Raw genomic sequence first — 13,357 nt, 5'->3', positions numbered from 1 at the left:
AACTTATCCTCAGAGCTTGAAGCGGACTCCGAACATGATTTGCCGATCGTCAACCTGCGTCTCGTGCGGGCGCGTATCCAGGTCGTTATAATAGGACCGGCGGATAACCCGGGTGAGGTTGTTGCCTTCCAAGCTTATCGTGACGTGAGGGGTGACGTCATAGCTGAGCGAGGCCGCCAGCCATCCGTAACCACGACGGTAGCTCGGCTGACCGACGCCGTTGAACAAATAGGTGCTGTCGAAATAGGTGCTCCGCCAATTATAGGCCACACGCGCCGAAACGCCATATTTCTCGTAAATGCCGACAAGGTTGTAAGTGTACTTTGAAAGGCCCTGCAGCGGCGTAGTCTGGCCGATGATCGACGAGGTCGTTGAACTGTCGACCAGCGTGAAGTTTGCCTGCGCGCCGAGGCCGCTCAGCGGTCCTGGAAGGAAATCGAAGAATTGCTGATAACCAACTTCGAGCCCCTTTATCGTTCCACCCTGATTGTTGGCCGGCCGGCTGATCGTATAGGTGATGCCGTCATAAGTCTCCACCGACGGCTCGATCGAAATGAAATTGCGCACCTTCTTGTAAAAGGCAGCAACGTAGATCGATCCGGTCCTCGAGAAGTAATATTCGAGCGAGGCATCGAGCTGATCCGCCTTGAGCGGCTTCAAATCGGGGTTCCCCGCCGATCCGTTCAACTGTACCGAATTGAGCGTAAGTGTGGGTGATAGATCGCTGAAATTGGGCCGCGTCACTGCCTTCGATGCCGCCAGGCGGAGCTTCAGCTTGTCGGTGAAATTGAACCGAACGTTCACCGACGGCAGGAAGTCGTCATAGCTGGAATTGACCGAAATCGGCCCCACGCCCCCACCCGAGAGCGTTCGGTTGCCGTTGAGATTCTCCTGGGTGTGCACGTAGCGCAGACCGATATTGCCATCGACGATGCTGTCGGCACTGCCGAAGCGCAACATGCCATAGAGCGTCGTGGTCTTCTCGCTAACGCGATAATAAGCCAGCGGCCCATTGGCCGGCGGCGTGCTGGCGAAGCCGAGCGCACTCTGAACTTCGCTCAAATGGTCACGGAGCAACGGCACCGGAATGACCAGATAATTGCCGAGTAGCGGGGTTCCTTGCGACGAGCGGGCGAAAAAATCGCTGGCAGGATTTGGCGCTAGGATCGACGGCGCTGTAGTCGCCGAGGCGCCGCTGAACAGGAAGAAGCTATATTGGTTCGACTGAGCGGTGCGGTCGGCATAACGCAACCCGAAGTCGATCGAATGCAGGAAACCGCCGCCGAGATCGTAGCTACCGTCGAGCTTAGCGGCGAATTGGTCCGCCTTGTTCCTGGTTCCCTGATAGAGGAGGAAGTCGATCGACGTGTTGGCTTGACTGAGCAAGTCATAACCATTGGCATTGGCGCTGGGCACGAAGGTCGTCGTGTCGGCGGTAAAGCGTGGTATCGTCGCGCCGGTAAAGCCGCTATTGAACACAACTGTGCCGGTGGCATGCGTATAGCTGACATCAGCCGCGAGGCTTAGCGGGCCGCTGGTCCATTTCGCTCCGCCGGCAAATTGGATCATCCGATCGCGCGTGTCGTACGCGTAGGAAAGCACCGAAACAGGCGCGTTCAGATACGTCGCCTTCACGACGTCACCATTGGGCGCAACCTGCGCTCCGGGTTCGGCCGTAAGTCCACCGAGCGAGACCGAGGCCCCATAATTGTCGTTCAGATTGATGAATTTCGCATAATGTCCCTCGACATAGAGTTCGAGATTCGCCGAAGGTTTCCACTGCAGCATCCCGTCGATGCCTAGCCGTCGCCGGTCACCCATCGGCGTCACGTCATAGGCGCCGTTCGGGGCAATAACGGTCCGACCGGGAATGATCGTGGTGCTACTGCCCGGAGTACCGGTCGAGATCAGATCGGAGCGAAATTTGCGTTCCTGGTACGAGACGCTCAAGAGCGCACCGATTTCCCCTGCCCCGGTTTCCCACTTGTCCGCGATAAGCCCGGAGACGGTGGGGGTAAGCTCCTTCGCAAGATCGGCATAGGTGCCCTTCACCGTCCCCGAAATGGTGAGCTTGTTGAAATCGAGCGGACGGCGCGTGCGCAGGTCGATCAAGCCGCCTAAGCCGCCTTCGATAAGGTTGGCCGACGGCGACTTGTAAACGTCGATTCCCGACAGCAATTCGGCAGGAATATCCTGAAGGTTGAGACCACGCGCGCCCTGGGCGGTAAATATCTCGCGGCCGTTGAGCGTAGTCTCGACCTGCGACAGCCCGCGCACGTACACGGTCGATCCCTCGCCGTAGTCGCGTTCGATCTGCACGCCCGTCACGCGCTGCAGGGCGTCGGTGGTGCTTTGGTCGGGCAGCTTGCCGATATCCTCGGCAACGATCGAATCCACGATTTGCGAAGCATCCCGCTTGCGCTGTTGGGCGCTCATCAGGCTGGCGCGCACACCGGTCACGACAATCTCGCTTTGTCCGCTGGTCGCCTCTTTGTCCGGGGTATCGCTCGCGGCCGGTGCTGGCGTGTCTTGGGCGCGAACCGGGGTCGCCATCACGACTGCCGACATGACGGTCGTCGCGGCGGTAATCAGGTAGAAGTGCTTCAGCCTCATTGTCATTTCCTCCCTATTGTGCCCGATCGCTGCCCGGGTCACTTTGTCGAGTAGTTGGCTGCCCGCTTCGGGGCAGCGAATTCGATGCGAATTGCGAACGGCATGGCCGGATTTGCGGCGGCCTTGGGCAATGTGAGATGCAACCCGTCGGCCTGTTGATTCCAGTCGACCGGAACGCCGCTGCCGAGCAGCCGTACCCGCGAAACCGGCGGCGCATAAGGAGTGCCGCGGTAAAGGACTCGGATCAGCATCTTGCCGTCCGCAGCCCGGGCGAGGCCTAATGCGTAGAGCGTTCGGCCCCGGGTGGTAAAGCGTATGTCAGCGGGCGTGTAGCGGGGGTCGTCGCCTTCCTTCAGCGAGCCCGTGGCATTGCGCGTAGGACCCTCTCCGAACATCGCCCAAGGTCGGGTGTCGTAGATGGCCTCTCCATTGACGGCTAACCAATCGCCAATTTGCTTTAGGACGGCGACTTCCGGCTCCGGAATGGTTCCGTCGGCGCGCGGACCGACATTGAGGAGCAGGTTTCCATTTTTCGATACGACGTCGACGAGCGTCGCGACTAAGCTATCGGCGGTGCGATACCGATCATTCTCTACATAGCCCCAGCTCTTGATGCTGATCGACGTATCCGTCTGCCACGGTAACAAGCGGAGCGCGTCGAGCCTGCCGCGCTCGACGTCGAACAAGGCAGCGCCGGCCGGAAACGCTTCCTCCTTGTAAGCAAGGACCGGTGCGATACCGTGGTGGGACGAATTATCGTAATAATAAGCCGCCAGCCGCTGCAAATAGGGCGCGAACGCCGGTTGGTTCACCCACCAGTCGAGATAGACGAATTCTGGACGGTATCGTTCTACGGCTTCACCGGTGCGCGCGAGCCAGTCGTCAAGAAACGCTTTGGATGGCGGCAGCCATTGTTCGAGATGGTTCGGATCAGGCTCGACCGATGCGGCCACACCGTCAAGGGTGCGCGAGGCTGCCGGGCCGTAGAAGTCTGCATAAGCCGGATTCCAGACATCACTTCCCGCAGGTGCCTGGCCATACCACCACCAATGCTCGGCCCTGTGCGACGACAGCCCAAAGTGGATCCCCGCGGCACGCGCGGCCTTTGCCACGTCTCCAACGACGTCACGCTTTGGGCCCATCCTTGCAGCGTTCCATCGCGTGATGCTCGAATCGTACATCGCAAAACCGTCGCAATGTTCCGCGACCGGCACGACGTAGCGGGCCCCGGACCGCTTGAAGAGTTCAACCCAGGCGACGGGATCGAATTTGCTGCCATTGAAACGGGAGATGAAGTCCTTGTAACCGTGCGTCGATTGCGGCCCGAAGACTGAACGCTGGTGCTCGAAAGCCGGTTCACCCGGCACATACATGTTGCGGGAGTACCATTCCGACCCGAAAGCCGGCACCGAATAGACGCCCCAATGGATGAAAATTCCGAACTTCGCATCGCGATACCAGTCCGGGACCCGGTATGCAGCCAACGACCGCCAATTGGACCTGAACGGTCCTCGCGCAACGGCTTGATCGATGCGGGACAGCTGCGAACTGACCGCTGCCGGCGAGGACGAAATTGGCGCAGGCGCAGCGACCTGCGCCGATGCGGACCCGCCGGCCACAACCGCTATCGCCATTACTGATGAACGCAACCGGCGAACGAGCGCCGAAATCTTCCCTGACATCCTTCCGTGCCCCTCTGCGAGAGCTGAGGGTTATTTGTCATACTGTTTGTATATGAACAAGCAGTTTTTCAACAAACGCCGGACGGCGCGACGGCGGTGCGTCCGTTCGCCAGAGTTATCAAGCACGTGGCCAAAGCACGGTCCGCTGGCGAAACATCCGCGTTCGATTTGCGGCAGGGTTTTCCAGCCCCTACTCAGCCAAATGCCGAAGAAGTTGGAGGCGCGGACGACCGGCGATTCGCGAATCCTGGAGGCGATCCCGCCGGCCCGTCGTTTGCAATCAGTTCCAGGGGACCGAGCGGGCGACCGAGATGCCGCGCACGTCGTTGGGGTACGGCCCCCCGACCGCGGTATAGAAGTGATACAGCGCGCCCTTCGAGTAGATGAGCGCCGGCTTGTGAGCATAGCCATCGTCGATCGATCCCGCTGGGCCGATGTCGATGAGCACTTCCTTTTCCTTGGCATATCGCAACGGGTCGTCGCCGATCGCGATCAAGTCCCGCGCCTTGTTGTCTGCCGAGGACAGGCCAAAATAGAATAGCGCCCATTTGCCGCCATGGGTCACTACGAAAGGATCGCTGGCAAATCGCGAATCCGGTGCTCCGGCGGGTCCGTTGCGGATGATCGGACTGCCCGGATAGCGGCGCCATGTCCTGAGATCCTTGGACATCGCCACCCCGGTTTGTTCGTGCCAATGCTCGCCGGTGGTTTTGGCGTTGTAGAACAAATAGAATGTGTCGCCGTTCTTCACCAAATACGGCTTGTAGAGCCCGCCGCGCTCCCATTCGGCGCCGTCCTCCGGCCTCAAGATGGGCGCTTGGCGCTCCCATCGTTTCAGGTCGGTACTATAGGCAAGACCGATCACGGCCGGCCCCTCCTCATACCCGGCACCGGGATACGCGTGCCACGCACATACATATCGGCCATCGACCTTGAGGAGGCGGCCCGGAGAATACAATTCATTCTCTCGCAGTATGGAGGCAGCCGCGACGTTGTATCGAGTGACTGGGTCGCTGGCGTCGCGAGCGAGGATGATGCCTTGCCGCTCCCAGTTCACGAGGTCGTCCGACACCGCGATACCGGTCTGATATCCAACCCCGTCAAAGCCGACATACGTGAGGTAGAAGCGACCGGAATGGAAGAACACGAACGGGCAGTCGACGGCCTTTTCGTCGAAGCTGCCAGGCACTTTAGATCCGCCCAACACCAGGCGATTGAGCTTGTAAGGCGTACGGAACGGGGCGACCGGATCGTATGCTGTTGCAACACGGGCTGCCGATGGAGTGATCAGCGCCGACCCAGCTGCCATCGTGCCTCCAGCGAGAACTTGGCGACGAGAAAGATTATGGTTCAATGCGAGCCTCCTGAACGAATGATCGAGGGTCGATTCCAGCGGGTATGTCGGCGCCCCTCCAGCCGAGCGACGCGCCCATCCGACACGTCGAATCCAAGCGACATCCTAAGCGCTCTGCCAAGGATTAATAGTATTTTAGTAATACTTTTTAATCTGAACAATCTGAGGGGCCTGACCTGGATGCCATACGCGGCCATTGCCGCTATATTGCGGGGCGGAGTACGACGCCTTGATCGGGCCTCTGCGCACCGCAGGACGCGCGATCAATTCGTCCCCATCGGGTCGGCCCGCGCAATCGGCACGGTTGCACAGCCCGACGGGTCTGTAGCCGGTACATCGTCCATTTGCAGGGGACGGCCGTCGGGCAGGATGATGCGTTGCCAGACCATCAAAGCGCGCTTCTCGCCGAACGCCATTACTTGAGACACGCGCCGTTGCCTTTAGCCGCAAGCGACCTGGATCCGAGCACTTCGATGGTGAGGCCTGGTGTGAGCAGATCCGCGAGCAAACCCTTTTGCAGAGCGTCAACCGATGCAGGTGTGAGCGCAATCTTGCGTGCCATGTCCGACTCCGGCCGGTCCTGCGCTCGCGATAATCCGTCAGAAATCGTGGCAGAATAGGCGTCAAACCCGGTCGATCTGGGTCCAACTGGGTCTAACTCAAATTTTGCGAAATCGGGCGTAAGTCGTGGGCACAAAACGAATCATGAGGATTCGGTTGGCTGGGGCGGCAGGATTCGAACCTGCGAATGGCGGCACCAAAAGCCGCTGCCTTACCACTTGGCGACGCCCCAACACTCCCGACCGATATGGCCCGGCGGGAGCGCGCGCTTATAGCGGCGCGCGCGATCCTGCAAAGCCCTGAAAAAGCCCTTATGCGATCCGGTCCAGCCAGCCGTAAGGATCGGGCGCCGCGCTGGTCTGGATCGCGACCAGGGACTCGCGCAACGACATGGTCAGCTGGCCCGGGCCGCCCGAGCCCATCGTGAAGTCGCCCGAGCTTGCCTTGACCTGTCCGATCGGCGTGACCACCGCCGCGGTGCCGCAGGCGAAGGCCTCGACCAGCCGGCCGCTCGCCGCATCCGCGCGCCACTGATCGAGCGCATATTTCTCTTCGCGAACGGTGATGCCGCGGTCTCGCGCCAGGGTGATCAGCGAATCCCGCGTGATGCCTGCCAGGATCGTGTCGCTGAGCGGCGGGGTCGCGAGCGATCCGTCGTCGAACACGAAGAACACGTTCATGCCGCCCAGTTCTTCGACATAGCGGCGCTCGACCGCGTCGAGGAAAACGACCTGGTCGCAGCCCAGCTTGATCGCCTCGGCCTGCGCGATCAGGCTGGCGGCGTAATTGCCGCCGCACTTGGCCGCGCCGGTACCGCCGGGAGCCGCGCGCGTGTAATTCTCCGACGCCCAGATCGACACCGCGGGCGCGCCGCCCTTGAAATAGGCGCCGACCGACGAGGCGATCACCATATAGATATAATCGGACGACGGCTTGACCCCCAGGAAGGTCTCGCTGGCGATCATGAACGGGCGCAGATAGAGCGATCCGCCCTCACTGGTCGGGATCCAGTCGCGCTCCGCACTGACCAAAGCGCGGCACGATTCGACGAACAATTCCTCGGGCAATAACGGCATCGCCAGGCGCTCGGCCGACTTGCGGAAGCGGCGGGCATTCGCTTCGGGCCGGAACATGGTGATGCTACCGTCCGCGCCACGATAGGCCTTGAGACCTTCGAAAATCTCCTGCGCGTAGTGGAGCACGGCGCAGGCGGGATCGACCGTCAGCGGCTGGCGCGGCGCGATGGCGAGATCGTGCCAGCCCTTTTCGTCGCTATAATGCGCGATCGCCATATGATCGGTGAACACGCGGCCAAAACCCGGATTGACGAGCTTTTCGGCGCGGACCTCATGCGGGGTGGGTGACGCGGTGGCGTTGAGCGGAAAATGCGCGGCGATATTCATGACGATTGGCCATAGCGCGACAAATCGTGCGCGTCCAAGGCTTGCCGTGGTTTAATCGTGGTGGCAAAACCGGTCAACATGACTGCCCCAACACCAGCCGCTTCGGCCCAATTCCTCCGCGAATCCGAAATTCGCCGAGGATCTGAAATGCTCTTTTTCGCCTATAGCCGGCTGACCAAGGCGGTTGACCAGAATCTGGGCGAGCGCGGAATGGGCCGCGCGCATCATCGCGCGCTCTATTTCATCGGCCGTCATCCCGACATTTCGGTCAGCGAATTGCTGTCGATCCTGGGCGTCACAAAGCAATCGCTCGGACGCGTGCTGACCGAACTCGAGCAACGCCAGTTAGTCGAAACGCGAGTGGGCGATCGCGACCGGCGGCAGCGGCTGCTGCGGCTGACCGACTCGGGCTACGATCTCGACAGCGAGTTGTTCAACCATGCCCGCGACATCATCGCGCGCGCCTATAGCGCCGCGGGCCAGCAAGCGGTGACCGGCTTTTGGGCAGTACTCGAAGGGCTGATCCCGCCGGCGGAGCGGGAGCGGGTGCATGTCTGGCGCGAGAATTCGGTGCCGCCGGGGCAACGCCGCTAACCAGGCCGGCGCCGAATCAGCGCTTGGCGGCGGCGGCCATCTCTCGACCGCGGCGTTCAGCGGCTTCCAGCGTCTCGGTCATCAGCTTGATCAACCCGTCGTCACGGTCGAGGACGTTCAATCCCTGACGCGTCGAACCGCCCGGACTGGCGACGCGGTCGGCTAGGATCGCGGGAGTCGCATCCGAGGCGGCTGCCATCGATGCCGCTCCGTCGACCGTCGCCAGCGCCAGCCGCGCGGCCTGATCGGCAGGCATATTGAGCGCTTCGCCCGCCTTCGCCAGCGCATCGATGAAGCGGAACAGGAACGCCGGCCCGCAGCCTTCGAGCGTGCCGACCGCGCCGAACATCGCCTCATCCCGGGTCCATTCGACGAGCCCGAGCGGCGCCATCAACGCCGCGACAGCATCCCTGGCGGATTGCGGCGCGCCATCGGCATAAAGCGCCACGACACCCTTGCCGAGCGCGACGGGCAGGTTCGGCATCGCGCGAATGATCGCGGGGCCGGGAAAGCGTTCGGCGAGCGTCGCTTCCTCGACCCCCGCGAGGATCGAGATCAGCACCGGCGCTTGGGAGATACGCTCGCCATAAGCAGTGACGATCTCGTCGAGTTGTTGCGGCTTCATAGCCAGCATGACTGCGTCGGGGGGCGGGTCGTCGGGCAAAGCGCGCGCCTGGCGCACGCCAGCGGGAAGATCGCGGTCGTGACGGTTGACCACGTCGACCGTGTCGCCCCGCACCACGCCGCTCTCAATCCAGCGCGACAGCATCGCGCCGCCCATATTGCCGCAACCGATCAGCCACAGCCGACGTGGAACCGCGACCGCCACGCTCACGCCTCGCCCTGCGTCTCCGTCAGCGACGCGGCCAGCGCCTCCTTCGGTGTCTTGCCGCCCCACAGGACGAACTGGAAAACCGGATAGAAGCGTTCGCACTCGTCAATCGCCGATTCGATCAGCAATTCGGCGCCCTCCAGGGTCAGCGTCCCACCATCGGTGCCGTCGATCATCGCGGCATGGCGATAGAGCACGATCCCGCTCGACGACCACAATTCGAAATGACCGATCCACAATTGCTCGTTGATCAATCCGATCGCTTCATAGATCGCGACGCGGCGGTCGTCGGGCACGCGGATGTCGGGAAAAGCGAGGAACTGCAGCACGCAATCCTCCTCCCGCCACAGCGCGCGCAGTTCATATTCGGTCCAGCTGCCCTTGACCGTCGCAACGACTTCGTCGTCGTGGCGCTGATGGTCCCAGCCATGCGCGGCGTAATAGCTCTCGATCATATCGATCGGCGCCGCGTCCTCGCGCTGGAAATCGCTCTCATCGAGCATCGTGGGTCTCGCTGGTCATCTCATGCGAATCTGCCCGTTGCGGCCGGGACACGCAACGGGATCGTGGGAGATCGTGGAGAAAGCTGTGGAAAATCGGTTCAGGGCTTTGTGGATTTCGGCTTTGCGGCCTTCGCCTCCAGCGCGTCGAGACGCGCCTTCAGCGCATCCGCCTCATCACGCGCGGCGGCGGCCATCGCCTTCACCGCCTCGAATTCGTCACGGCTGACGAAGTCGAGCCCGCCGATCCATTGCTTGGCGCGCTCGCGCGTCGCGGCTTCGGCCTCGCGGCCCATGCCCGCCAGCGTGCCGGCAGCGCCGTTCACGAACTTGACGAGGTCGTCGAACATCCGGTTCTCGGATTGCATGTCTGGTATCCCGTAATACTTGATCAGAAGCTCATCTGGGCGCTCGCCGACGACGGTACAAGCGTCGATGCGTTGGGATTGAGCTTCCCGACCTGCCAATTGAGCAAGCCGGCGAAGCACAGCCAGGCCAGATACGGCACCATCAGCCACGCCGCCGCGCTGCGAATCCGGCCGAACGCCAGTGTCGTCGCCAGCGCGGCAACGAAGATCGCGACCAGCAAGATCAGCGCGGGCCAGACTTGATGCATCCCGAAGAACAACGGCGACCAGGCGAGGTTGAGCACCAATTGGAGCGCGAACAACACGATCGCGAGAGCTCGCAAGCGCGATCCGCGCGCGTGAATGATCATCGCCAGCGCCAACCCCATCATGATGTAGAGCGCGCTCCACGCGACCGGAAACACCCAATCCGGCGGCGTAATTCCGGGGCGGACCAGCGCCGCATACCAGCGATTCTCCGCTCCGGCGGGTGCGATCCGGCTGGAGGCGAAGCCCAGCAGCAGGATCAGCGGCACGGTCACTACCGCCCAACGCAGGAACGCCCCGCGCAATTGTTCCTTGGTCGCGATTTCCATCAGCAATCCTCTTGCGCGCCTGACATGCGCGTTCGCTCAGTGTTGCCGCGACGCAGCATGATGACAAGCGGCGATGTAGCAGATGGCCAGTCTTCGAAAGGGACGGAGTCAAGCGGCGGGCTGCCGTCGGGAAGAAATGACGGTCGCACGAACTACGAACAGACCCTTACCCTTCCGGCGCTTCGCGCCTCCCTCCCTCTCCCGCATGCGGGAGAGGGAAGGGGCCCGCCGCCCCAGGCGGTGGGAACGGTGAGGGTCTGTTACAACTTGGGGGAGTGCGCCAGAATCACGAATTCTATATTCCCCTCGGGCCCGGTGATCGGACTCTGGACAATATCCTCGACGACCCACCCGCTCGCAGTCAGCCATGCCGCGACCTCGTCGCATACCCGTTGATGGACTGCCGGATCCCGCACCACCCCGCCCTTGCCGACTTCTCCTCGCCCCGCCTCGAACTGCGGCTTGATCAGCGCCGCCAGCCGCGCGCGCGGTTTCGCGAAGCGTAGCGGCACTTCGAGCACCTTGGCCAGGCCGATGAAGCTTGCATCGCAGACGATCAGGTCGACCGGCTCGGGAATGTGCGCGTCGGTCAGGATGCGTGCGCTGGTCTGTTCGTGGACGACGACGCGCTCGTCCTGCCGGAGTTTCCAGGCGAGCTGGTTGGTCCCGCTATCGACCGCATAGACCCGCGCTGCGCCCTTCGACAGCAGCACGTCGGTGAACCCGCCGGTCGACGAGCCGACGTCGATCGCGACCGCCCCGGTGACGTCCCAACCGGCATGGTCGAGCGCATGCGCCAGCTTGATCCCGCCGCGTGACACCCAAGGGTGGTCGCGCCCCTTCACCTCGATCGCGGCATCCTCGGCAAGCATCTGCCCCGGCTTGTCGATTCGCTTGTCGCCGGCGAACGCCAGTCCCGCCATGATCAGCGCTTGCGCGCGCGTTCGGCTCTCCGCGAGGCCGCGGTCGGTGATGAGCTGGTCGGCGCGAAGCTTTGCCATGGTCCTCCCATGACCGCGATTTCTGTCTGTCGCAATCCGGCGGCAATTGAACGCAGGATATATTCCCATCAAGAAACTAGGAATTAGATTGGCCGTTGGGAAGAAGGCGAGACAAGCTGCGCGGTCGTCCCCCTAGAGCGCCCACGCCGCCTTCTTCCCACCCGTTGTGGGAGAGAAATGATGGGACTGTTTACGCATCCCGACGGCACGCTTCCGACCATCCTAACCGTTCCCGGGCTGGGCGGCTCAGGGCCCTCGCATTGGCAGAGCCTGTGGGAGACATCGCGCCCCGACACGCATCGCATCGAACTCGGCATGTGGGATCAGCCGCATCGCAATGCCTGGGTGACCAAGATCGACCAGGCGGTGCGCGCGGCAAAGGCGCCGGTGATCTTCGCCGCGCATTCGCTGGGCTGTCTCGCGATTGCCTGGTGGGCGGAGATGAGTCCGCAACCTTATGGCTGGCCGGTTGCCGGCGCGCTGCTCGTCGCCCCAGCTGATCCCGACCGGCCCGACACCGCGCAGGAACTCAAGGGTTTCGCGCCGACACCGCGCAAGGCGCTTCCTTTCCCCTCGATCCTGGTGGCATCGACCGACGATCCGTGGATCGATATCGGACGCGCGCGCGGCATGGCCTCATTCTGGGGCAGCCATTTCGTCGATGCCGGAGCGCAAGGACATCTCAACGCCGCCAGCGGAATCGGCTGGTGGGAAGAAGGGCGCCGCCTGCTTGATCGCGTGATCGCTGCGTCGGCCGATCGGTCAGGCCATCCCTTGCGCCCCGGCGAGGCCAAGTCGATCCTGGCGATCAACGCGACCGACGCTGCGCAGGAATATTATCTGCACAAGTGATCGTCGCGCCGGAGCTCGGTTGCTGCCTAGCTCCAATCATTTACGCGCGACGAACATCGCAAAGCTGCCCTCGCCGCTTCTGCTCGCGCCGAAAGCAGCGCTTTCCGATTTCAGTCCCAATGCGGCGACGGCGTCGGTAAACGATTTGCCCTGCATGCGCTGCATCGCACCGTTGATTTGTTTTTCGCTCGACGTGCGCGGGAGCGTTCCGACGATCTCGCAGGTCGTGTCGCCGCAGCGAATGCGGCTGACCCGCGCAACGCCAGTAACATCGGGCGTCTCGACAAACCATTTGTCCAACGCAGCCTCGACGCCAGGTGCCCCGGATTCATCACGCTTCTCAGCCATGACGCGGTCGTGAAGCTGACGTGGGGTGGGCGCGTTGGACATCGCCGCGGAATCGGGATCGCCGTCATTGATGGCTGGCGCAGTCTGCGGCGGAGATTGCGCGATCAAGACGATGGCGGCGATCGCAGCGGCGAGAGAGACGGACATCAGGGCAAATCCTTTCCAGCGTCGGCCAAAAGCGGCCGGTGGAAGGGAGTCTGGATCCATGGCACGCGCCGGCGCCACCTCGATAAGTTCGTCACGATTTTCTTGTGCGACAAACAATCTAGCGAGTTCGCGGCTGCTGCCTACGCCGGTCTTGCGCCGTGCCTCGCGCAGGCGTTCATTGACCGCGGCGACGCTGCGATCTGTCAGGTTGGCGATGCTCTTGGCCGTATGTCCTTGGGCGAGCAGACTCAATGCCGTGCGTTCGGCAGCGTTGAGCTTGCCGAAATCTATTTTCGTGTCAGGCTCTTGCCCCATCCGCCACATTTGCATCGTTATAGCGCAGGGCCTTGAGCGCGGTATCGACGATGGCGTCGGCATCTAGCCCGGCCTGGGCATATTGGGCTTCGGGCTTGTCCTGATCCTGGAAGAGGTCGGGCAGGCGCATGGTGCGGAGCTTGAGGCCCGCATCGATCAGCCCGGTGTCGCTGGCAAGCGTCAGGACATGCGCGCCAAGCCCGCCGACTGCG

General features: G+C 62.3%; 13 protein-coding genes, 1 tRNA gene and 1 pseudogene. 2 read left to right on the top strand and 13 right to left on the bottom strand.

The annotated features are described in order from the left end of the window. Positions 1-9: 9 nt before the first annotated feature. From SPR01S_RS09740 to SPR01S_RS09720, 6 genes are all read right to left on the bottom strand, one after another. Positions 10-2,613: a TonB-dependent receptor gene (locus SPR01S_RS09740; RefSeq protein ID WP_066588664.1), complete on the bottom strand. Its 2,604-nt coding sequence runs from the start codon at positions 2,611-2,613 to the stop codon at positions 10-12. A 38-nt stretch (positions 2,614-2,651) separates the two neighbouring features. Further along, entirely contained in the window at positions 2,652-4,295 is a 1,644-nt protein-coding gene (locus tag SPR01S_RS09735) for an alpha-L-fucosidase (protein WP_066588660.1), read from the bottom strand. 280 nt (positions 4,296-4,575) lie between these two features. Further along, the gene (locus SPR01S_RS09730) at positions 4,576-5,604 is read right to left on the bottom strand and encodes a glycoside hydrolase family 130 protein (protein ID WP_066588657.1); all 1,029 of its coding nucleotides are present in this window, start codon (positions 5,602-5,604) and stop codon (positions 4,576-4,578) included. Positions 5,605-6,064: 460 nt separating this feature from the next. After that, positions 6,065-6,211, bottom strand: a complete 147-nt coding sequence (locus SPR01S_RS21535) for a hypothetical protein (RefSeq protein ID WP_157082131.1) — start codon at positions 6,209-6,211, stop codon at positions 6,065-6,067. 156 nt (positions 6,212-6,367) lie between these two features. Continuing rightward, a tRNA-Gln gene (locus SPR01S_RS09725) sits at positions 6,368-6,442 on the bottom strand. A gap of 79 nt (positions 6,443-6,521) precedes the next feature. Further along, positions 6,522-7,613 carry a branched-chain amino acid aminotransferase gene (locus SPR01S_RS09720; RefSeq protein WP_066588655.1) on the bottom strand — a complete coding sequence of 364 codons (1,092 nt, stop codon included), beginning with the start codon at positions 7,611-7,613 and terminating at the stop codon, positions 6,522-6,524. A gap of 78 nt (positions 7,614-7,691) precedes the next feature. Here SPR01S_RS09720 and SPR01S_RS09715 point away from each other — a divergent pair, with 78 nt between their 5' ends. Further along, the gene (locus SPR01S_RS09715; RefSeq protein ID WP_066588652.1) at positions 7,692-8,207 is read left to right on the top strand and encodes a MarR family transcriptional regulator; all 516 of its coding nucleotides are present in this window, start codon (positions 7,692-7,694) and stop codon (positions 8,205-8,207) included. Between the two features lie 16 nt (positions 8,208-8,223). Here the strand turns inward: SPR01S_RS09715 and SPR01S_RS09710 are convergent, their stop codons facing one another. From SPR01S_RS09710 to SPR01S_RS09690, 5 genes are all read right to left on the bottom strand, one after another. After that, a complete protein-coding gene (locus tag SPR01S_RS09710; protein ID WP_084251078.1) occupies positions 8,224-9,042 on the bottom strand; it encodes a pyrroline-5-carboxylate reductase family protein in 819 nt (272 codons plus the stop codon). Then, a complete protein-coding gene (locus tag SPR01S_RS09705; protein WP_066588651.1) occupies positions 9,039-9,542 on the bottom strand; it encodes a type III secretion system chaperone family protein in 504 nt (167 codons plus the stop codon). The genes SPR01S_RS09710 and SPR01S_RS09705 overlap by 4 nt, the downstream gene beginning before the upstream one ends. Before the next feature lie 98 nt (positions 9,543-9,640). Further along, entirely contained in the window at positions 9,641-9,907 is a 267-nt protein-coding gene (locus SPR01S_RS09700; protein WP_066588649.1) for an accessory factor UbiK family protein, read from the bottom strand. A gap of 23 nt (positions 9,908-9,930) precedes the next feature. After that, a complete protein-coding gene (locus SPR01S_RS09695) occupies positions 9,931-10,482 on the bottom strand; it encodes a TspO/MBR family protein (RefSeq protein WP_066588647.1) in 552 nt (183 codons plus the stop codon). 260 nt (positions 10,483-10,742) lie between these two features. Beyond that, complete coding sequence (locus SPR01S_RS09690) at positions 10,743-11,483, bottom strand: TlyA family RNA methyltransferase (RefSeq protein ID WP_066588646.1); 741 nt, start codon at positions 11,481-11,483, stop codon at positions 10,743-10,745. A gap of 180 nt (positions 11,484-11,663) precedes the next feature. Here SPR01S_RS09690 and SPR01S_RS09685 point away from each other — a divergent pair, with 180 nt between their 5' ends. After that, complete coding sequence (locus SPR01S_RS09685; RefSeq protein ID WP_066588741.1) at positions 11,664-12,335, top strand: RBBP9/YdeN family alpha/beta hydrolase; 672 nt, start codon at positions 11,664-11,666, stop codon at positions 12,333-12,335. A 36-nt stretch (positions 12,336-12,371) separates the two neighbouring features. Here the strand turns inward: SPR01S_RS09685 and SPR01S_RS21900 are convergent, their stop codons facing one another. Both SPR01S_RS21900 and SPR01S_RS09675 read right to left on the bottom strand, forming a co-directional pair. Next, positions 12,372-13,160: a helix-turn-helix transcriptional regulator gene (locus tag SPR01S_RS21900; RefSeq protein WP_157082129.1), complete on the bottom strand. Its 789-nt coding sequence runs from the start codon at positions 13,158-13,160 to the stop codon at positions 12,372-12,374. After that, positions 13,129-13,357: pseudogene (locus SPR01S_RS09675) on the bottom strand (1-deoxy-D-xylulose-5-phosphate synthase); the annotation flags it as partial. The gene SPR01S_RS21900 and the pseudogene SPR01S_RS09675, both read right to left, overlap by 32 nt.

Origin of the sequence: Sphingomonas pruni NBRC 15498 (genome assembly GCF_001598455.1) — a bacterium.
GTDB classification, from domain to species: Bacteria; Pseudomonadota; Alphaproteobacteria; order Sphingomonadales; family Sphingomonadaceae; genus Sphingomonas; species Sphingomonas pruni.
This window is presented reverse-complemented; position numbering and strand designations above follow the sequence as displayed.